Annotated in this window: 17 protein-coding genes; 9 read left to right on the top strand and 8 right to left on the bottom strand. The window is 70.1% G+C overall.

Translation table 11 applies throughout. The features are described 5' to 3' along the window. Nucleotides 1-16 precede the first annotated feature (16 nt). From GN153_RS10705 to GN153_RS10695, 3 genes are read right to left on the bottom strand one after another with little or no spacing between them, the layout of a single operon-like run. A complete protein-coding gene (locus GN153_RS10705) occupies nt 17-1,297 on the bottom strand; it encodes an oligopeptide/dipeptide ABC transporter ATP-binding protein (protein WP_159902579.1) in 1,281 nt (426 codons plus the stop codon). Next, complete coding sequence (locus tag GN153_RS10700) at nt 1,290-2,345, bottom strand: ABC transporter ATP-binding protein (RefSeq protein ID WP_159902577.1); 1,056 nt, start codon at nt 2,343-2,345, stop codon at nt 1,290-1,292. The genes GN153_RS10705 and GN153_RS10700 overlap by 8 nt, the downstream gene beginning before the upstream one ends. Next, nucleotides 2,342-3,553, bottom strand: coding sequence for an ABC transporter permease (locus GN153_RS10695; protein WP_159902575.1), 1,212 nt, complete (start codon nt 3,551-3,553; stop codon nt 2,342-2,344). Before GN153_RS10695 ends, GN153_RS10700 begins: the two co-directional genes overlap by 4 nt. A gap of 159 nt (nt 3,554-3,712) precedes the next feature. On the opposite strand from GN153_RS10695, the gene GN153_RS10690 reads away from it, so the two are divergent. From GN153_RS10690 to GN153_RS10680, 3 genes are all read left to right on the top strand, one after another. Further along, nucleotides 3,713-4,657, top strand: a complete 945-nt coding sequence (locus GN153_RS10690; RefSeq protein ID WP_236544793.1) for an ABC transporter permease — start codon at nt 3,713-3,715, stop codon at nt 4,655-4,657. A 96-nt stretch (nt 4,658-4,753) separates the two neighbouring features. Next, nucleotides 4,754-7,063, top strand: coding sequence for an ATP-dependent DNA helicase (locus GN153_RS10685; protein ID WP_268893126.1), 2,310 nt, complete (start codon nt 4,754-4,756; stop codon nt 7,061-7,063). A 40-nt stretch (nt 7,064-7,103) separates the two neighbouring features. After that, nucleotides 7,104-7,724: an HD domain-containing protein gene (locus tag GN153_RS10680; protein WP_159903781.1), complete on the top strand. Its 621-nt coding sequence runs from the start codon at nt 7,104-7,106 to the stop codon at nt 7,722-7,724. 19 nt (nt 7,725-7,743) lie between these two features. Here the strand turns inward: GN153_RS10680 and GN153_RS10675 are convergent, their stop codons facing one another. After that, nucleotides 7,744-8,412, bottom strand: a complete 669-nt coding sequence (locus GN153_RS10675) for a helix-turn-helix domain-containing protein (protein WP_159902571.1) — start codon at nt 8,410-8,412, stop codon at nt 7,744-7,746. 83 nt (nt 8,413-8,495) lie between these two features. Between GN153_RS10675 and GN153_RS10670 the strand changes: the two genes are divergently transcribed. Next, nucleotides 8,496-9,206 carry a cupin domain-containing protein gene (locus tag GN153_RS10670; RefSeq protein WP_159902569.1) on the top strand — a complete coding sequence of 237 codons (711 nt, stop codon included), beginning with the start codon at nt 8,496-8,498 and terminating at the stop codon, nt 9,204-9,206. A gap of 87 nt (nt 9,207-9,293) precedes the next feature. Continuing rightward, nucleotides 9,294-9,920, top strand: a complete 627-nt coding sequence (serB, locus tag GN153_RS10665; protein WP_159902567.1) for a phosphoserine phosphatase SerB — start codon at nt 9,294-9,296, stop codon at nt 9,918-9,920. On the opposite strand, the gene GN153_RS10660 is transcribed toward serB, so the two are convergent. Further along, the gene (locus GN153_RS10660) at nt 9,912-10,865 is read right to left on the bottom strand and encodes an ArsR/SmtB family transcription factor (protein WP_159902565.1); all 954 of its coding nucleotides are present in this window, start codon (nt 10,863-10,865) and stop codon (nt 9,912-9,914) included. The two genes, serB and GN153_RS10660, sit on opposite strands and share 9 nt — an antisense overlap. A gap of 220 nt (nt 10,866-11,085) precedes the next feature. On the opposite strand from GN153_RS10660, the gene GN153_RS10655 reads away from it, so the two are divergent. Further along, nucleotides 11,086-11,385 (top strand): hypothetical protein, encoded by a 300-nt coding sequence (locus GN153_RS10655; protein WP_159902563.1) that lies wholly within the window; start codon nt 11,086-11,088, stop codon nt 11,383-11,385. Nucleotides 11,386-11,418: 33 nt separating this feature from the next. Here the strand turns inward: GN153_RS10655 and GN153_RS10650 are convergent, their stop codons facing one another. Beyond that, nucleotides 11,419-12,708, bottom strand: coding sequence for an O-acetylhomoserine aminocarboxypropyltransferase/cysteine synthase family protein (locus tag GN153_RS10650; RefSeq protein WP_159902561.1), 1,290 nt, complete (start codon nt 12,706-12,708; stop codon nt 11,419-11,421). Between the two features lie 107 nt (nt 12,709-12,815). Then, complete coding sequence (locus GN153_RS10645) at nt 12,816-14,357, bottom strand: DNA-directed DNA polymerase II small subunit (protein ID WP_159902559.1); 1,542 nt, start codon at nt 14,355-14,357, stop codon at nt 12,816-12,818. A gap of 79 nt (nt 14,358-14,436) precedes the next feature. Here GN153_RS10645 and GN153_RS10640 point away from each other — a divergent pair, with 79 nt between their 5' ends. Next, a complete protein-coding gene (locus GN153_RS10640; protein ID WP_159902557.1) occupies nt 14,437-15,207 on the top strand; it encodes a S26 family signal peptidase in 771 nt (256 codons plus the stop codon). A gap of 37 nt (nt 15,208-15,244) precedes the next feature. On the opposite strand, the gene GN153_RS10635 is transcribed toward GN153_RS10640, so the two are convergent. Further along, on the bottom strand, nt 15,245-16,792 hold the full coding sequence (locus GN153_RS10635) for a Cdc6/Cdc18 family protein (RefSeq protein WP_159902555.1): 1,548 nt from the start codon (nt 16,790-16,792) through the stop codon (nt 15,245-15,247). 1,311 nt (nt 16,793-18,103) lie between these two features. On the opposite strand from GN153_RS10635, the gene GN153_RS10630 reads away from it, so the two are divergent. Further along, complete coding sequence (locus tag GN153_RS10630; RefSeq protein ID WP_159902553.1) at nt 18,104-18,751, top strand: Era-like GTP-binding protein; 648 nt, start codon at nt 18,104-18,106, stop codon at nt 18,749-18,751. 2 nt (nt 18,752-18,753) lie between these two features. Beyond that, the gene (locus tag GN153_RS10625; protein WP_159902551.1) at nt 18,754-19,137 is read left to right on the top strand and encodes a DUF2073 domain-containing protein; all 384 of its coding nucleotides are present in this window, start codon (nt 18,754-18,756) and stop codon (nt 19,135-19,137) included.

Genomic DNA, 19,137 nt, shown 5'->3' with positions numbered 1-19,137 from the left:
GCGGCCGCGCTCCCCGTCACCGCGGCCGTGGCTCGCCGGCCATCTCCGGGTCGTAGCGGTGACAGGCGACCGGCCGGCCCTCCACCTCGACCTCCTCGGGGACGGCCTGCGCGCAGACCGTCGGGAGCGCCTCCGCCAGCCGGTCCGCGGCGGCCTCGCGGTCCCGCTCGCCGTCCTCGCGGTCGAGCGCGGCGAGCGCGTCGGCGACCGCCGCCTCGACGTCCCCGTCGGGGACCGGGTCGGGAAGGTCGAAGGCCGCCCGCAACGGTGCCGGCCCCTCCGCGGCGGGGAGGTCGCCGGCCGCGACCGAAAAGCGAAACGCCGCGAGCGAGCGCCACAGCGACTCCGGGAGGTCGAGGTCCTCGGGGGGGATCACCGCGGGACACCGGGTGTGGAACCGACAGCCGTCGGGCGGGTCGGCGGGCTCGGGCATCGTCTCGGTCAGCGGGCGCGCGACCGGGTCGGCCGCCGGGTCCAGGCTGGGCACGGAGTCGAGCAGCACCCGCGTGTAGGGGTGGGCGGGCTCCGCGAGGACGGCGTCGACGGGCCCTCTCTCGACGAACTCCCCGAGGTACATCACCGCCACCCGCTCGCAGAACTGCCGGACGACGTCGATGTCGTGGCTGACGACCAGCATCGCGACGCCGAAGTCCCGGCGGACCCGCTCCAGCAGGGCGAGGATGTCGGTCCGGGTGCGGCCGTCCAGCGCGCTCGTCGGCTCGTCGAGCACGAGCAGGTCCGGGTCGAGCACGAGCGCCCGCGCGATGGCGATCCGCTGTTGCTCGCCCGTGGAGAACTCGTGGGGGTACTGGCCGGCGTCCGCCGGGTCGAGCCCGACCCGTTCGAGCAGGTCCGCGACGATGGTCTCGCGGCGGTCGGCGTCGTCGACCCCGTGGACCGCGAGCGGCTCGGCGACGGCCTCGCCGACGCGCATCCGGGGGTTGAACGCGTCGGTGGGGTCCTGGACGACCAGCTGGGCGCGCCGGCGGAAGGTCCGCAGGGCCGCCCCCGAGCGCTCCCCGACCGCCTGACCGTCGAAGCGGACCTCGCCGGCGGTGGGCTCCTCCAGACCCAGCAGCGTGTGCGCGAGCGTCGTCTTGCCGCTCCCCGATTCGCCGACCAGCCCGAACGCTTCCCCGCGCCCGACCCGGAAGCTCACGCCGTCGACCGCCCGGACCCGGCCGACCTCGCGGCGGAGCCAGCCCTCGGTGACGGGGTAGTGGGTCTCCAGGTCCTCGACGGCGAGCAGCGGGTCGCCGTCCCCGTCGCGCCCGGCGCCGCTCGCGCCGTCAGTCATCCCCCTCACCCCCGGACAGCGAGGCGCTGTCCGCGAGGACCCGCGCGGGATCCCGATCAGGACCGTAGTAGACACACGAGGCGGCGTGGCCGTCGCGGTCGGCCGGAGCGGCGGCCCCGTCGACAGCGTGGAAGGACGGCTGGTCGCCGCCGGCACACGCCTCGACGGCGTGGGGGCACTCCCCGCGGAACCGGCAGCCGTCCGCGGGGAGGTCCTCCCGGGCGCGGGCGTCGCGGTCGGCCGCGGGTTCCGCCGGTGGGCCCCCGCCAGTCCGGAAGCTGTCGAACAGCGCCTGGGTGTAGGGGTGGGCGGGCGCCTCGAACACCCGTCCGACGGGGCCGCGCTCGACGACGGTGCCGCCGTACATCGCGAGCACGCGGTCGGCGAGGGCGGCCACCACCCGGAGGTCGTGGGTCACGAGCAGGAGGGCGGTCCCGTCGGCGGTCACGTCGCCGAGCAGTTCCAGCAAGCGGGCCTGGACGGTCACGTCGACCGCAGTGGTAGGCTCGTCGGCGACGACGAGGTCGGGGTCGGCCGCGAGTGCGACCGCGATGGCGACCCGCTGGCGCATCCCGCCGGAGAACTCGTGGGGGTAGTCGTCGACCCGGACGTCCGCCCGGGGGATCCCCACGCGGTCGAGCAGGTCGACCGCCCGCTCGCGGGCGGCCGCGTCACCGACGTCGCGGTGGACGGTCAGCGCCTCGGCGACCTGGGCGCCGACGGTGTAGACCGGGTCCAGCGCCTGCTGTGGGTTCTGGAAGACGTGGGCGACCCGGTCACCGCGGACCCGCCGCAGCGTCGCCGCGCCGGCGCCGACGAGTTCGGTCCCGTCGAACCGGACCGACCCCCCGGTGACCTCGACCGGCGGCCGGACCAGCCCCGTCAGCGACTGACAGGTCAGCGTCTTTCCGCTCCCCGATTCGCCCACCAGACAGACCGTCTCGCCGCGCCCGACGGTGAAGTCGACGCCGTCGACCGCCCGGACCGTCCCCCCGTCAGCCGGGACGGTCGTCTCCAGCCCCTCGACGGCGAGCAACGGGTCGGTCATTCCTCACCACCCCGCGGGTCCAGCGCGTCCCGGAGGGCGTCGCCGAGCAGCTTCAGCGAGAGCATCGTCGCCGCCAGCGCCAGCGCCGGGAACGTCGACACCCACCAGATCCGGTAGGCGGGCACCTGCGCCCGGTTCTGGACCTGGCCGGCCACCACGGCGTTGAGCCCCTCGCTTATCGTCGCGCCCCAGGAGTAGACCTGGATGTCGTGAAAGCCCAGAAAGGCCACGCCGGCCTCGACCAGCACCAGCAGGGCGAGCAGCTGGAACACCGCCGGGACGACCGTGCTGGTGACGTTCGGGAGGACGTGTCTGCGGGCGATGTAGGAGCGGGAGGCCCCCAGGCTCTCGGCGACGGTGACGTAGCCGCTCTCGCGGCGCTGGAGCACCTCGCTGCGGACCAGCCGGGCGATCCCGCCCCAGCTGAAGAGGCCGAAGGCGACCACGAGCAACAGCAGCGAGGGGCCCAGGTAGACGAAGCCGATGAAGTAGACCATGACCGCAGGGACAGAGATCTGGACGTCGACGTAGGCCATCAGGAGGTCGTCGACGAGGCCGCCGCGGGTGCCGGCGACGAGACCGGTGAGCACGGCCACGGGGACGACCAGCGCCGCCGTCACCAGGAGCACGTTCAGGGCGGTCCGGGCGCCGTTGACGAGCAGGTGACCCACCGGGTGGCCCCGGCGGTTGGTTCCAAGCGGAAACTCCATCGTGCCGTGACACCGCTGTTCGAACACCGAGCCGGTCGTCTCGCCGACACACTGGTAGACGTCGACCCCCGTCGAGAAGCCCACCGGCGGGTGGAAGGCATGCTGGAACTGGAGCCGGGGGCGGGAGAGGACGACCGGTCCGAGAAGCGCGACGAGCGCGAAGAGGGTCAGGAAGGCCGCGGCGGCGAGGGCGGCCGGCCGCGAGCGGAGCCGGCCGAGCACCCGCCGGAGCCCGGCCCGCCGGCGCAACACCGGGACCAGCCCGTAGGCGAGCAGGACGACCGCCGAGACCAGGACGCCCCACTCGATCTGCGAGACGTCCCAGCCGGCGGCGAGCGTCGGCGGTTCGACGGTCAGGTCGTACGCGAGCAGTGCCGCGACGGCGGCCAGGCCGGCGACGAGGACGGCCCGCTCGGCGGTGAGCAGCCGGCGGGGCGGCTCGACCTCGTCCCACGGGACCTGCTTGAACTCCGGAGGGTCGGCGGACGGGGAGGGCATGGAGGGATACACGGGGGGAGTGGCCAACACCCTAAACGTTTTTTGTCACCGTGGCTACCGGTATGGATGCATTTTTTTGAGCGTCGGGTGACAGACACGCGGTATGCCCTCCAGAGAGCGTGCACGCACGGATGTCCGTCCACGGCGTCGGTGGTCGCTGTGACCGTCGGGGGCGTGGTCGCGAAGCGGGTCGGTCTGGGACTGGTGGCCGTCTGGGGCGTGCTGACGACGGTGTTCGCCCTCTTCACGCTGACGGGCGACTGGGTGTTACAGGAAGAGGTCGGGCTGGCCAGGTGGAGTGGCGCCTCGGAGACGTCGGTCGAGACCCTCCGCCAGGAGTATCTGGCCTCCCGCGGGCTGGACCGCCCGCTGCTTGACCAGTATCTCGACTGGCTCGGCAACATGGTGACGCTGGACTGGGGACCGTCGTTTGCCACCGGCGAGCCCGCGTTCTCGCTCGTGGTCGACGCCGCGACCCGGACCGCGATGTACGTTCTCCCGGCGGTCGCGCTGGCGGTCGTGGCCGGCCTGCTCATCGGGCTTTACGCCGCGTTGCGCCCCGAGGGCCGGCTGGCGAGCACGGGGATGGGGACGGCCTACCTCGTCTTCGCGCTGCCGAACTTCTGGGTCGGGGGGATCGTCCTCTCGCTGGCGCTCGACGGCGTCGTCGGGGAGTCGGCGCTGGTCTTCGAGCACCTCCTGCCGGTGCTGCTGACGACGACGGCGCTGCTGGGCGGGTACGCGAGTTACACGCGGGCCTACGGCCGGGAGTACGCGACCGCGGAGTTCGTCGACCTGGTGCGCGCGAAGGGCGCGAGCGAGCGCCGGGTCGCGGTCCACGTGCTCCGCAACGCCGCCATCCCCGTGGTGTCGATGCTCTTCACCGAGGTGCTCACGCTGCTCGTGCTCGCGGTCTTCGTCATCGAGGCCCTGTTCGGCATCGAGGGGCTCGGGCTCGTGCTCGTCAGGGCCATCGAGAGCCGTGACCTCCCGGTCGTGCTCGGCGGAACGGTCGTCATCATCGGCGTCGGGGTCGTCGGAAGCGTCGTCCAGGACCTCTCCTACCGGGCGCTGGACCCGCGGGTCGACACCGGCTCGCGGTGACTCGGGAGAGCGAAGCCCCGGCCCGACACCCGCTCCGGGGGCGTCCACATCCGCCCCGGGGCCGGAGTTTATATCCGGGAGCGCACAACCCCCGGTGTGTCAGAGACCTCGGGGCCCCCGGCGGGCTCGTCGCCCTCCTACCTGCGCTTTTTCCCCTACGACGAGCCCTACGACCACCAGCGGGAGGCGATGGGGACCATCCACGAGGCGCTGGAGGCGGGGACGGACGTCCTCTTCGAGGGGGCGACCGGGACCGGGAAGACGCTGGCGGCGCTGGCTCCCGCCCTGGAACACGCCCGCGAGACCGACAAGACGGTCGTCATCACCACCAACGTCCACCAGCAGACCCGTCAGTTCCGCCGGGAGGCCTCGGCCATCGCCGACGCGACCGACCTCCGGGCGGTCGTCTTCCGCGGGAAGGCATCGATGTGTCACATCGACGTCGGCTACCAGGAGTGTCAGGCGCTGCGGGATACCACCCGCGAGCTGGTCGAGACCGAGCGCGACCAGGCCGAGCTCGAGCGCAAACAGCGCGAACTCCTGGAGGAGAGCCAGGCCGGGGACAGCGAGGCCGGCGAGGCCCGCGGCGCCGTGATGGACGAACTCGAGGCCGTCGAGGAGGAACTGGCGGACTTCGGCGACCGGGCGACCTGCGATCACTACTATCAAAACCTGACCGCCGACACCGACGACTTCTTCGCGTGGCTGTACGACGACGTCCGCACCCCCGACGAGATCTACGAGTACGCCGAGGGGGCGGGGATGTGCGGGTACGAACTCCTCAAGGAGGGCGTCGAGGGAGTCGACCTCGTCGTCTGCAACTACCACCACCTGCTGGACCCGGTCATCCGCGAGCAGTTCTTCCGGTGGCTGGGCCGGGACCCCGAGGACGTCATCGCGGTCTTCGACGAGGCCCACAACGTCGAGGACGCCGCCCGCGAGCACGCCCGGCGGACCCTGACCGAGACCACGCTGGAGGAGGCACTCGACGAGCTGACCGGCGTCGAGGACCCCCGCCGGGAGGCTGCCGAGAACGTCCTCTCGACGTTCCGGGACGCGCTCGCGACGGCCTACGGCGAGGCGCTCTCGGGGCCCGAGAGCCCGGCCGAGCGGACGGTCGGCGAGGACTGGGAGGACCTCGCGGTCGACAACGAGGAGGGCCGGGACGAGCTCACGCTGGCCTTCCTGCGGGCGTACACGGGGCCGGGCGTCGAGGGGGAACTCGACCGGGCGGTCGAACTCGGCCGGGAGCTCGACGAGCGCTACGAGGACGCCTACCGGTCGGGGGAGACGAGCGTCCGCAAGGAGTGTCAGACCCTCCAGGCCGCCCGGTTTCTGGCCGCGTGGCTGGAGGAGGGCGACGCCGCCGGGACGTATCCCGTGGTGAGCGTCCGGCGAGAGCAGGGCAGCAGGGGCGGAGACGCTGCCGGCACCGGCGGCGACGGCGGTGGGCCGGACGGGGCGGGAAGCGAGGGCGGCCGGAGTGGGGGGGAGGTCTACGGCCGCGCCGAACTCTACACCTGCATCCCGGAGGAGGTCACGAGTTCGCTGTTCGGGTCGCTGCACGCGAGCGTGCTGATGAGCGCGACGCTGCGGCCGTTCGCGGTGACCGAGGACGTGCTGGGGCTCGAGAGTCCCGAAACGCTGGCCTACGGCCCGCAGTTCCCCGAGGGTCGGCGGCGGACTTACGCGGTCGACGGGCCCGCCCTGTTCGCGAGCAGGCGCGACGACCGGCGCGTCCAGGAGACCGTCACGGAGGTCCTGGAGGACGCCGCCCGGATGACCCCCGGGAACACGCTCGCCTTCTTCCCCTCGTACGCGGAGGCGGCCCGCTACCACGAGCGGGTCTCCGTCGGGACCCGGTATCTCGACGAGGCGGGCACGCCCGCGCGCGAACTTCGCGAGCGCTTCGCCGGGGACGACGACGGAGTCCTCTTCACGTCGCTGTGGGGGACGCTGGGCGAGGGGGTCAGCTTCGACGGCGACGACGCCCGGACCGTCGTCGTCGTGGGCGTCCCCTACCCCCACCTCGACGAACGGATGGAGGCCGTCCAGGAGGCCTACGACGGGGCCTTCGAGGTCGGCGAGGACGAGGCGGTCGGCGCGACCGTCGCCGGCGAGGACGCCGGCTGGCACTACGCCGTCGAGGTCCCGACGGTCCGGAAGACCCGCCAGGCGCTGGGCCGGGTGGTCCGCTCGCCGGAGGACTTCGGGGTGCGGGTGCTGCTGGACGCCCGCTACACCGAGCGCGCGGAGGTGGAGATGGGCGAGTACGCCGTCCGCGGGGCCTTCCCGCCCGAGGAGCGCGCCGAAATGGTCGACCTCGACCCCGGGAAACTCAAGTTCGCGATGTTGAATTTCTACCAGGACATGGACGGCTACGAGGGGGATCCACCGGCACCATGACGCCGTCCGGGAGGTGCGCGCGGTGAGTCTCGTCGGCGACATGCGGGCAGTCGCGCGGTCGTACTTCGAGAGCGTGAGCCCGGCGCACGACTGGCACCACGTCCAGCGCGTCGAGGCGCTCGCGGAGCGGCTGCTGGCCGAGCACGAGGGAGACGCCGACCCGGAGACGGTCCGGCTGGCGGTCCTGCTGCACGACATCGGGCGGTCCCGGGAGGACCGCGGGGTCGTCGACGACCACGCCGAGTGGGGTGCACGGGAGGCCCGGCGGCTGCTCGAGAAACGGAGTGTCGACCCGGAGCGGGTCGACGCAGTCTGTCACGCGGTCCGGGTCCACCGGTACTCGAACGACCACGAGCCCGGGAGTCCGGAGGCGAAACTGGTCTGTGACGCCGACAACCTCGACGCGCTGGGGGCGGTCGGGCTCGCCCGGTGTTTCACCTACGGCGGGGAGCGCGGCGAAGTGATCCACGACCCCGACCGGCCACCGACGGACGACGACACCGCCGAGGGGGCGACCCAGTACAACCACGTCCACAAGAAGCTGCTCGACCTGCCCGACCGGATGTATACCGACGCGGGCCGCCGGATCGCCGCGGACCGGGCGGCGTTCCTGCGGGCGTTCGTGGCGCGGTTCGACCGCGAGGTCCGCGGCGAGCGGTAGCGCGGGCTCCGGTCGGTCACTAGCGCGGCCGCAGGTCGTCGAGAGCCGCGCGGACGAGTTTGGCCTCGGCTTTCTGGAGGTGGTCGCTGGCCGTCGCCGGCGCACATCCCAGCCGGTCTGCCACGTCCTCGTGAGTCGCGCCGCGTGGCTGGTCGTAGTAGCCGGCCGCCAGCGCCGCCTCGACGGCCTCGCGCTGGCGGTCGCTCAGGGCCGCCACGGGGGCGTCCGGCGCTCCGCGGAACCGGCCGACTGACTCCACCTCGACGTCGACTCCTCCGGGAGCCGCCTCGAGTGCCGCCTGCAGCGGCGCCGGGTCGCCGACCACCCGGAAGTGCATGGCCCCCTCGCGGTAGACGATGGGCTTGCGGACGACCAACCCCGGCCGGCTCCGGGCCCGGCGGACGGCGTCGAAGGTCTCGGTCTCGGCGGTTCGGACCTCCACGAGCGCGTGGGTCCACTCGGGCCCCGCTGTGGCGGTCTCGACGGACGCGACAGCGGGCGCCTCGGGGGCCGCCTCGGTGAACGGCGTCGCGTCGCCACGGATGGCGTAGAGGACGGTGTCCCGGTCGGCAGCGGTGTTCCAGTCCAGCAGCCGGGTCTCCGTGATCCCGGGCGAGTTCGCCAGCAGGTCGAAAAACGCCGGCGCCCGGTCGGGGTCGACGCTGGCGGTCACCCGGAGCTGTTTCACGGGCGGGCTATCGCCGGGACCCTTGTAAATCCCCCTCCCATACCCCACAGAAGCGTCTCCCGAACGGTGGTCGTAGCCCGGGTATGAGTCAGACGCGGACGCACGAGCGAAACGGGGAGGCGGCCACGGTGCGGACCGGGCGGCCACTCGACGGCGACGGCGAACCGGTCGCGGGGCCAGTGCTGAACCTGGACCCCGAGGGCCGGGCTGCCGCCCTCTTCCGGCGCTCGTCGGCCCCGCTGGTCTCGGACCCCGCCGGGCGGAGCTGGGCCACCCTGCTGGAGCGTGGCGAGCGTCCGGAGCTGCTCCAGTGGCTCGCGCCCGACGCGGCCCGGCCACCCGCCCACGTCCACCCGACGGCGGAGACGTTCACCGCCGTCGAGGGGGAGCTGACCGTGGTCGTCGAGGGGGAGCCGACCCGCCTCGCTTCCGGCGAGACGGCGACGGTCGAGCCCGGCCGCGAACACACCTTCCGCAACGACACCGACGGGGTCGTCGCGTTCCGGGCCGAGGTCCCGTCGATGCTGATGGTCGAGGGGCTGTACACGGCGTGGGGAGCTACCCACGAGCGCGGCGGTGACGGGGAGTACGGCAGCCCGGGCGCGCTCCGGGCGCTGCTGGTCGGCGCGGATATGCACGACGAGACGACGATGACGGCTGCGCCGGTCGGGCTCCAGCGGGCGCTGTGGGCGACGGTCGGACGCGTCGCGCGCCTGCTCGGGCGGGACGGCGTCGAGAAACGGTATCTGGAAGGGTCGTTCTGGCGGCGCCACGTCGAGCAGCCCGGGCTGTAGAGCCGGGCCGCGAGCGACGGGACGCGACGGTCCGCGGACCCCGCCGGGAACCGCCGGCTTTGAATCCCCTGGCCGCGAACCCGGCCCATGATCGTCGCCTTCGACTTCGACGGGACGCTCTCCGATTCCGAGATGACCGTGTTGCTCGGCCAGCGGTGTGGCGTCGCCGACGAGATGGAGCAGATCACGGAGCGGGCGATGAACGACGAGATCGCTTATGCCGAGAGCCTCCGGGAGCGGTGTGCGCTGCTGGAGGGGCTGGACGACGCCGACGCGGAGGCCGCCTTCGAGGAAGTCCGCCTGCGCCCCGGCGCGGCCGAGGTCATCGAGGCGTTCCGTGAGGCGGGGGTCTACGTCGCCATCCTCACCGGGGGATTCGAGCGCGGGGTCGAGGCGGCACTCGCCCGCGAGGGCGTCGAGGTGGACGCGGTCGTGGCGAACCGGCTGCCGGTCGCGGACGGCGCACTCACGGGCGAAGTCGAGGGGCCGCTGATCGAGGGGACCAAAGACGACGCCCTGGAGGTGTTGCGGGCGGTCGTCGGCGACGACGAGACGGTCGCGGTCGGCGACGGCGCCAACGACCTCCCGATGCTGGAGGTCGCGGGCCTGGCGGTGGGGTTCGAGCCCAAGCCCAACGTCGAGCCCGCCTGCGACGTGGTCGTCGGCTCGATGGACGAGCTGCTGGCGCTGTTCGAGAGCCGGGGCCTACTCTGAGCGTTCGGCCTCGACGACCTCGAGGTCGTCGTCGACGACGAGGCCGAGCGTGTCGCCGTCGACGTCGAAGGTGAAGCGGGCGCGGAAGGGGTCCCGGGAGAGCAGTTCCTCCTCGTAGTCCCCGTGTATCTCGTTGACCTGCCGGATCGAGTCGGGGACGACGGGGTTGAGGCCGTGGTCGGTGAGCAGGTCCAGCAGGTGCGTGTTCGAGACCAGGTTGATACTGAAGATGCCGCCGCTCCCGAAGATGCAGTTGGTACAGGAGACCGTGAGCCGGACCGCCTGCCGGCCGCGACACTCCGCGCAGAGCCCGTCGCTGGCGTCGTGGTCCTCACAGACCCGCAGCGTATGGTCGACAGTGGCCGAACACCGCGGGCAGATCCCGGCCGAGATGGCGAGGATCTCCAGGTTGCCCCACGTCCAGGCCGCGCGCAGCACTTCCGTCGGCGTGCGGTCCCGGAGCCCCGCCGGCGGCAGGGGGAGCCGGCCGAGATACCCCTCGTCCGCCCTGCGGCCGGTCCGGTCCTCCCCGTAGGCGTGGCTGTAGCGGCCGGCACACTCCGTGCAGTACATGGCGATGCTCCCCCCGTCGCGGGCCACCTCGATGGGGGCGCCACAGAGCTCGCAGGTCTCCTCGACCCGCGTCCGGTCCAGGTCGGGGGCATCGGTCACCGCACCCGAGAGCACCGCCTCCACGACCCGCCGGCCGGCCCGCCGGAGCTGGTAGCCCTCGTCGGTCTTCCGGACGAAGTGCCCGACCAGCTGCTCCAGGTGGTAGTTGAACTGCCCCGAATCCGCAACGCCGACCCGGTCGCGAAGCTCCGAGAAAGAGAGGTCCTCCCCCGCCCGCCCGAGCGCCTGGAGGATCCCCAGCCGGGTCTCGTTGCCCAGCGTGGCGAAGGCGTCGTCGGGGGAGAGCCGCTCGCTGTCACCGTCGCCTGACATGCATCCCGATATGCCGACCGGCTACCTAAACCCGGCGGCGGTATCAGTTCCACGAGAGGAATATCGCCCGGGCGTCGAAGGAACTGCCACACGTCCCAGCCAGCGGTCGAACCGAGTCCGTCGAGCAGTCATAACTCTTACAGAAAGACGTTTCAGAAAACGCGCTTACAGAAATGTTCTTCAGATTATGATTAAGTGGGTCGGGACGCTCCGTGTAGATATGCAGAAAGACCTCTCGAACGCAGCCCGGACCCGCGGGCCCGGCCGACCCTCCCTCGCGGGGAGCCTCGCCGTGCTCGCCATCCTGCTGGCGACCCTCGCGGTCGCGAGCTACCCCCGCGTCGCCGTAGGCGCCGCGGCCGGCGCCGCCGTGACGGTGTTGCTCCGGGGATGGTACACTCGGGCCGGCGCTCCGGACGCGCCCGCGAGCCGGCGAGCGCCGCGCGCCCGCAGCAGCCCCGGTGGCGAGCGCACGGGAACCGAACAGCAGGACGCCCGGCTGGCGAACGGCCAGGGGTGAGTCGCTGACCCGGTCTCCTGTCGTCGACCGGTTTCAGGTCGCGGACTCGATGGCCTGGTCGAGGTCGGCGAGGATGTCAGCGGGTGACTCCAGCCCGACCGAGAGCCGGACCATGTCGGGGGTGACGCCCGCGGCGCGCTGTTCGTCCTCGGTGAGCTGCTGGTGGGTGGTCGAGGCCGGGTGGATGACGAGCGTCTTCGCGTCCCCGACGTTCGCGAGCAGCGAGGCGAGTTCGGTGTTCTCGACGGTGGCCTGCGCGGCGTCGTATCCGGCTTCCAGCCCGAAAGTGATCATCCCGCCGTAGCCACCCTCCAGGTATTCGCTGGCGAGGTCGTGGGTCTCGTGGTCGTCGAGGCCGGGATAGGTGACCCAGGCGACTTCCGGGTGGTCCTGGAGGTGCTCCGCGACGGCCATCGCGTTCTCGCAGTGCCGTTCCATCCGCATCGGCAGGGACTCGACACCCTGCATCGTCTGCCAGGCGTCGAAGGGGGACTGCTGGTTGCCCAGGTCCCGGCAGCCGCGGGCGACCGCGGCGTAGGTAAAGGCGGCCTCGCCAAAGCGCTCCCGGAAGTTGACGCCGTGGTAGGCGGGGTTGTCGGCGGCGACCTCGGGGAACCGGTCGGCGTGCTCGTCCCATGGGAACGACCCCCCGTCGACCAGCGCGCCGCCGACCGTCGTCCCGGAGCCGTGGAGCCACTTCGTGGTGGACTCCCAGACGAGGTCCGCGCCCCGCTCCAGGGGCCGGCAGAGGTAGGGCGTGGCGAAGGTGTTGTCCACGAACAGCGGGACGCCGTGGTCGTGGGCGATGTCCGCAATGCGCTCGATGTCGGGGGTCACCAGCGCGGGGTTGCCGATTGTCTCCAGGTGGACGTAGGCGGTGTCGTCGTCGATGTTCTCGGCGTAGGCGTCGTAATCGAGCGTGTCGACAAAGCGGGCCTCCACGCCCTGCCGGGGGGCGGTGTGGGTGTAGTATGTGTAGGTCCCCCCATAGAGTGAGGAGGCGGTGACGACGTTGTCGCCGGCGTCCGCGAGCAGGAAGGTCGCGAGGTTAAGCGCGGCCATCCCGGAGGCGGTGGCGACGGCCCCCACACCACCCTCGAGGGCCGCGAGCCGCTCCTCGAGCATCGCGTTCGTGGGGTTCATCAGCCGCGAGTAGATGTGCCCCGGCTTCTCGAGGGCGAACTGGGCGGCGGCGTCCTCCGCGTCCTCGAAGACGTAGGAGGTGGTCTGGTAGATGGGCGGCGCGCGCGCGCCGGTGGCGGGGTCGGGCTCTTCCTGGCCAACGTGGAGTGCGCTCGTCGCGAAGTCGTAGTCGTCGGACATACACGCCCCTGGCGGCGCCGCCCGAAAAGTCTTCACTCGGGCGGCACGCTCTGCCGGCATCTCGGACGGCGCTCGCGGCCGGGGCTGCAGGCGCCGGTGTAACCGGCTCAGACGAACTTCCGTACTGTGAGGTCGAGCGTCTGGAGGTCGACGATGGGGGCGTAGCCGACGTCGGGGTCGAGGTTGACGCTCTCCTGGAAAGCGGTCTGGGACTGCCAGCACGCGGAGTTGACGGTGAGCACGCCGTGATACTTGCCGTAGCCCAGCTTGTGGACGTGGCCGGCGTGGAAGACGTCGGGCACCTCCTCGATGACGAGGTGGTCCTCCTCCTCCGGGGCCAGGCGGGTCCGGCCGCCGTACTGCGGTGCGACGTGGCGTTTCCGCAGGAGCTGGTACATCGCCTCGTGGGGCCGGTCGTAGCTCGCGGCCTCGTCGGGGAGTTCGGCGATCACCTCGTCCAGCGAGACGCCGTGGTACATCAGCACGGTCACCCCTTCGACGGTGACGGTGGCAGGGTTTGCCGCTATCTCGGCGTCGTGAGCCGACATGATAGAGCGGAGTTCCTCGTCGAAGGCCGGCTGGGGCTCGGCCAGCCGGACGGCGTCGTGGTTGCCGGGGATCATGACCACCTCGAGGTCGCCGGGCACCGACTTGAGGTGCTCGCTGAACCGCTCGTACTGGTCGTAGATGTCCACGATGTCCAGCTCCTCGTCCTGGTCGGGGTAGACGCCGACGCCCTCGACCATGTCCCCCCCGACGAGGAGGTACTCGACGTCTTCGGCCTCTTCGGTGTGGAGCCAGTCGGCAAAGCGCTCCCAGGCGTCGGCCCGGAACTCCTGGCTGCCGACGTGGACGTCCGAGACCAGCGCGGCCCGGACCGGGCGGTCGGCCGTCGAGGGGGTGTGGGTCCGGGGGATATCGGGGAAGTAGAGGTCGTCGACGAAGAGGATCCCGCCGTCGTCGGCCAGCGTCCCCTCGACGGCGACGACCTCGTCGTACAGCAGTTCCCGGACGTCGTCGGCGAAGTCGCGGTCGCTCATCACCAGGCAGGGGAAGGTACCGGTGGTATCCTCCAGTTCGACCAGCCAGTGGCCCCCGGCCGTCGAGCGGATGTCCGAGACCAGTCCGACCAGGGCGGCGTCGCTACTGGGACTCATGTCGGCGATGGTGGCCGCGGGCCGGTGGTTGACCCGACTCCGGAGGTGCGCGGAGAGTTTCTCGTAGCGGTCCCGGAAGACCGCGAGGAAGTCGCGGTACTCCCCGGTGCCCGTACTCGCGATGTCCCCGCTGGTCTCGACGACCGCCGACCCCTTCGTTTCGACTGGAACACCCCGCCCACCGTCGCGCGTGTTTTCTCGGTCGGTTCCAGTCGAAATGGAGGGGGTCGAGTCCGGGTCGGCAGCGCCCGTCGGCCCCTCACTGGCGTCGGCCGGCGTGGGCGGAGAACCGGAGGACTGCGCGCCGTCGAGCGCCTCGCGGACGTGGTCGGTCGAGAGTTTGAGCGCGTCGTCGGGGGCCTGTTCGACTGCGCGCTCGAGGGCGGTTTCGGGGTCCGGAGCGTTCGCCAGCAAGGTGACGGCCTCGCGGTCGGCGTTGTACCCCCGGCTGGCGAGTTCGCTGACGACCCTGGCGGCCCCCTCGAGTGACACACCGGTAGGTCGGGGCAGGCGGTCAAAAGGGTATCGCGTTCCAGAAGATTGATTCGACGCTGCCCCGGACGGGGCTGTGATGAGAGGCCCCGGCGAGGGAGACGGGCGAGGCGGGGGGAGAGACGGTTCCCCGGCCGGAGGACCCCGGTCCGGCCCCGCCGACTCCGGGGAGCGAGCGCCGGAGAACGTCGAGTCCGGGGACCGGGCCCGTCGGCCGGTCGGGGACCGGCGGGGTGGCCCCGACCCGCCGGACCCCGAGCCGGGTACGAACGGCGGCGGGAACGGCGGCTGGCGGCTGTTCGTCCGCGACGTCGCGAGCAGCGTGTTCGCGGTGGTGCTCGTCGGCTTTTTCCTGTTCGCGGTGAGCGGCGTCTGGCCGCCGCTGGTCGCCGTCGAGAGCGGGAGCATGCTCCCGAACATGGAGCGCAACGACCTCGTGTTCGTGATGGAGGAAGAGCGGTTCCCCGGGGAACGCGCGGAGTACGGAGTCGTCACCGCGCGCGTGGGCGCGGAGACCGGTTACACGAAGTTCGGCAACCCGGGTGACGTGATCGTCTTTGCGGCCGACGGCGACCGGGGCGGGACACCGATCATCCACCGGGCGATGTTCTGGGTCGAAGAGGGTGAAAACTGGTGTACGGCCGCCGATTCGGCGTATCTCGGCGCGCTGAGTCCGAACGACCCCCGGTGTGTCGCCGACCACGCCGGCTTCATCACGAAGGGTGACAACAACCCCAGCTACGACCAGGCCACGGGGCTGACCGGGCCGGTCAGACCCGCGTGGGTCGTCGGGACCGCGGAGTTCAAGATCCCGGGGCTGGGCTGGATCCGGCTGCAGTCCGCAGGATAGGGGAGCGCGGGGAGGCCGCCCTCCTCCCGTCGCGAGTTCAGCTGTCGAAGCGGGCCTGGACGAACGGCTGGACGTCCTCGATGTCGCCGAGCCGGGAGTCGGAGAGGAGCACGGCCTCGGTCTCCTCCAGGGGTACCGAGAGGCTGATCTCCTTCGTGCGGCCGTACCGGCCCTTCGAGACGACGACAGCGTTGACGATCCCGAGCATGTCGAGCTCGGAGATGAGGTCGGTCACCCGGCGCTGGGTGAGCACGTCGGTGTCGATCTCCTCGCAGAGCCGCTTGTAGATGTTGTACACCTCGCCGGTGTTGATGTTGTGGACCCCCTGTTTCTCGAGCAGGATGATCGAGAAAAGCACCAGTTTGGACTGCTGGGGGAGCGTCCGGACGACCTCGACCACCCGGTCGAGTTCGATCTTCTCCTGGGCCTTGCGGACGTGGGCCTCCTCGACGCCGTCGGTCTGGTCGCGCTCGGCGAGTTCGCCGGCGGTCCGCAGCAGGTCGAGCGCCCGGCGGGCGTCGCCGTGTTCCTGGGCGGCGAAGGCCGCACACAGCGGAATGACGTCGTCGGTGAGCGCGTCCGGCTCGAAGGCCTCCTCCGCGCGGTGCTCGAGGATGTCCCGAAGCTGGTTCGCGTCGTAGGGCGGGAAGACGATCTCCTCCTCGCCGAGGCTGGATTTGACACGCGGGTCGAGGAAGTCGGTGAACTTGAGGTCGTTGGAGATCCCCATGATCGACACCCGGGAGTTCTCGAGTTCGGAGTTCATCCGGGAGAGGTTGTAGAGGGTGTCGTCGCCGGACTTCTCGACGAGTTTGTCGATCTCGTCGAGCATGATCACCACCACGCGCTCGCGGTAGTCGACCGCGTCGAAGAAGGAACTGTAGACCCGGTCGGTCGGCCACCCGGTCATCGGCACCTCCTCGAAGCGGTCGCGGGCGTCCTCGAGTTCCCCGATGCGCTGCTCGACAGCTTGGGGGGAGTCGTAGCTCGACCCCGCGAGGTCGCCGCCCTCCTCGCGAAGCGTCTCGAGGTCGGCGAGTTCGTCGTCGATGGACTCGCGGTTTTTCTCGATGAACTTGTTCGCGAGCTGGGCGAGCACGCGGTACTGAGTGTCGGTCACCTCGCAGTTGATGTACTCGACCTCGCAGGGGACCTCGTACTTCTCGGAAGTGGACTCGAGTTCGTCGGAGACGAACTTCGCGCTCGCGGTCTTTCCGGTCCCCGTCTTCCCGTAGATGAGGATGTTCGAGGGCGTGTCCCCGCGCAGGGCCGTCACGAGGATCGTCGCCATGTTGTTGATCTGCTCCTCTCGGTGGGGGAGCTTCCGGGGGGTGTAGGACGGGCGGAGTACCTCCTTGTTCTCGAAGATGGGCTGGCCGCTCAGCAGGTCGTCGAACAGCCCCTGGGAGGCCTCGTCGGCGGACTCCTCTTCGGCGAGGACGTCGTCGAGCGTCGCTTCGGGTGGAGTCGACTCCGAGGAGGGTGAGGCGACAGAGTCGGCAACTCCTTCCGATACACCGGTGAATTCGGGGTCGTCACTGTCGACGTCGCCCGTGCCATCCCGCGGTTCGTCCGCGTCTGTCATGTCGTGGGAAACCCCTTCGTTTCGATTGGAGATGGGCGCTTCGCGCCCCGCGTACGGGTCCACATCGCCGAGAACGCCCCTGACGGCCCCGTTTCCCGTTCCGGCGTGTGTCCACCTGAACCACAAGAACCCCCGGTTGAGAATCTATTAAAGATTTCGGTTGTGAAAGGATACCACAGTACCCGTCGCAGTCGGGGGTCGGTGTGGCGCGCACTCGAAAGAGGGGGGCGGTCGTGGTGTGTCGGTAGAGGCGGGGTGCGCGGGATCGGGGTGCGCAGGGTGGACGGCTGGGCACGGCCGGAGGCGGAGGGCGGACCGAGCAAAACGCGAGGAGCGAGGAAGGGCAGAGGAGAGGAGAGAGGAGTAGATGAGGGAGGGATGAGAGAGGAGAAAAAGAGAAGAGAGATGAGAGGAAGAGACCTGAGAGGAAGAGACCGGGGAAGCAGAACAGATGAAGGGGGAGAAGGAGAGAAGAGGGGACGAAGGGGGATGGAGAGGAACTGTCGAGCGGGAGAGGGCACACCGGAAAAAAACAAGGGGAAAAGGAGAGGGGGAGGCGAGACAGAGAGAGGTCGCCCCGAACCCCCCCACCCCTTTGTTTCGGGTGGAACGACCAAGAGAGGGGCGGGGGGTCAGCCCTGGATCCGGCCTTCTAGTTGGAAGGATTTAAGTATGATAGATGATAACCGTATCCGCACTAGAAAGAGCTCATTCTTCTTTCGGGTAGGGTTTCGGGTAGACTAGTGGAGACAGCTAGTGTGAGGCTACTCGTCTAGTTTGATCGACTCCTCCGTTTACGACTCCTCGAGACGGCCGTTCGCCACACTCTTTCTCCACTTTCTCCGGGGTTTGGACTTCCGTGACCCCGGTCACCTCACTTTCCCCTGCCCGTTCCTCGCTGGTGTTGCAGTTGAAACGAAGGGGTGGGGGGGGACGAGAAGGATGGGAGAGGTGGAGGGGTGGGAGAGGATAGCAGGCGTAGGAGAGCGGTGGTGACAGGAGGGGACAACAGAGGCGGGAGAACGGTGGGGAAATCCGGCCCGGTCTTCGATGCCCGAGTCCCGGCCGCTCTCGTCCGTCTCCGTTCTCTTTCCTCCCGACTCCTGTTTCTCTCCCCCTGAAGACAGGTTCACTCCCCTCGAAATATCTGTATCTTTGCACTTATCTCGCGGAGAGCGGCAGGGATACCACGCTCTCCGGTCGTTCTGTCGGCCGTTCCGGAAATGTGGTTGAATTTATATATGTCTGACGCACAATTAAGTGAGTCGGGTCGGGTAGTTCTCCCAAGCCCTCACAGGGCCGGGAGATAGGATGGGACTACTCACAGACCTCAAATCCAGCATTTCACGCGCAGCATCGACGCTGTTCTCGGCGGAGGATCCCAAACGGATCGGGATCTACGGGCCGCCCAACGCCGGGAAGACGACCCTCGCGAACCGCATTGCGCGGGACTGGACCGAACACGGCGACGCGGTGGGACCGGAGAGCCACGTTCCCCACGAGACCCGCCGCGCCCGCCGCAAGGAGAACGTCGAGATCGAGCGCGACGGCAAGACGGTCACCATCGACATCGTGGACACGCCCGGCGTGACCACGAAGGTCGACTACACGGAGTTCCTCGAACACGACATGGAGAAGGAGGACGCCGTCCGGCGCTCCCGGGAGGCCACGGAGGGCGTCGCCGAGGCGATGCACTGGCTCCGGGAGGACGTCGACGGGGTCGTCTACGTCCTCGACTCCGCCTCGGACCCCTTTACCCAGGTCAACACGATGCTCATCGGCATCATCGAGAGCCAGGACCTCCCGGTCCTGATCCTCGCGAACAAGATCGACCTCGAGGAGTCGAGCGTCCAGCGGATCCGCAACGCCTTCCCGCAGCACGAGACCGTCGCGGTCTCGGCGCTCGAGGGGGACAACATGGACGAAGTGTACGACAAGATCGCGGAGTACTTCGGATAACCATGGCAGAAGTCAAGGACCCCCAGGACGGCGTGCAGATCGACCTCATCAGCGGCGAACGGCTCGCCAGCCAGACCTCGATGGAGAAGATCCGGATGATCCTCGACGGCGTCCGGGAGGGCAACATCGTCATCCTCGAGGAGGGACTCTCGCCCGACGAGGAGTCCCGCCTGATCGAGGTGACGATGACCGAGATCAGCCCCGACGAGTTCAACGGCATCGAGATCGAGACCTACCCGCGCTCGGAGACCGCCGACGCGAGCTTCCTCGACCGGCTGATGGGCCGGGAGTCGACCAAGAAGCTCACCGTCATCGGCCCGGCAAACCAGATCGAGACCCTCCACAAGGACGAGACGCTGATCCAGACCCTCGTCTCCCGCAAGTAA

Source organism: Salinirussus salinus, from assembly GCF_009831455.1.
Taxonomy (GTDB): Archaea; Halobacteriota; Halobacteria; order Halobacteriales; family Haloarculaceae; genus Salinirussus; species Salinirussus salinus.
Note: the sequence above shows the minus strand (reverse complement) of the source record. Positions and strands in the feature narration are given on the sequence as shown.

Excerpts from the sequence above, each read along its gene's own strand:
- GN153_RS10625 (WP_159902551.1), top strand. The coding sequence starts at position 18,754 with ATGGCAGAAGTCAAGGACCCCCAGGACGGCGTGCAGATCGACCTCATC.
- serB (WP_159902567.1), top strand. The coding sequence starts at position 9,294 with ATGATCGTCGCCTTCGACTTCGACGGGACGCTCTCCGATTCCGAGATG.
- GN153_RS10670 (WP_159902569.1), top strand. The coding sequence starts at position 8,496 with ATGAGTCAGACGCGGACGCACGAGCGAAACGGGGAGGCGGCCACGGTG.
- GN153_RS10655 (WP_159902563.1), top strand. The coding sequence starts at position 11,086 with ATGCAGAAAGACCTCTCGAACGCAGCCCGGACCCGCGGGCCCGGCCGA.
- GN153_RS10700 (WP_159902577.1), bottom strand. The coding sequence starts at position 2,345 with ATGACCGACCCGTTGCTCGCCGTCGAGGGGCTGGAGACGACCGTCCCG.
- GN153_RS10635 (WP_159902555.1), bottom strand. The coding sequence starts at position 16,792 with ATGACAGACGCGGACGAACCGCGGGATGGCACGGGCGACGTCGACAGT.
- GN153_RS10630 (WP_159902553.1), top strand. The coding sequence starts at position 18,104 with ATGGGACTACTCACAGACCTCAAATCCAGCATTTCACGCGCAGCATCG.
- GN153_RS10640 (WP_159902557.1), top strand. The coding sequence starts at position 14,437 with ATGAGAGGCCCCGGCGAGGGAGACGGGCGAGGCGGGGGGAGAGACGGT.
- GN153_RS10660 (WP_159902565.1), bottom strand. The coding sequence starts at position 10,865 with ATGTCAGGCGACGGTGACAGCGAGCGGCTCTCCCCCGACGACGCCTTC.
- GN153_RS10650 (WP_159902561.1), bottom strand. The coding sequence starts at position 12,708 with ATGTCCGACGACTACGACTTCGCGACGAGCGCACTCCACGTTGGCCAG.
- GN153_RS10705 (WP_159902579.1), bottom strand. The coding sequence starts at position 1,297 with ATGACTGACGGCGCGAGCGGCGCCGGGCGCGACGGGGACGGCGACCCG.
- GN153_RS10680 (WP_159903781.1), top strand. The coding sequence starts at position 7,104 with ATGCGGGCAGTCGCGCGGTCGTACTTCGAGAGCGTGAGCCCGGCGCAC.
- GN153_RS10695 (WP_159902575.1), bottom strand. The coding sequence starts at position 3,553 with ATGCCCTCCCCGTCCGCCGACCCTCCGGAGTTCAAGCAGGTCCCGTGG.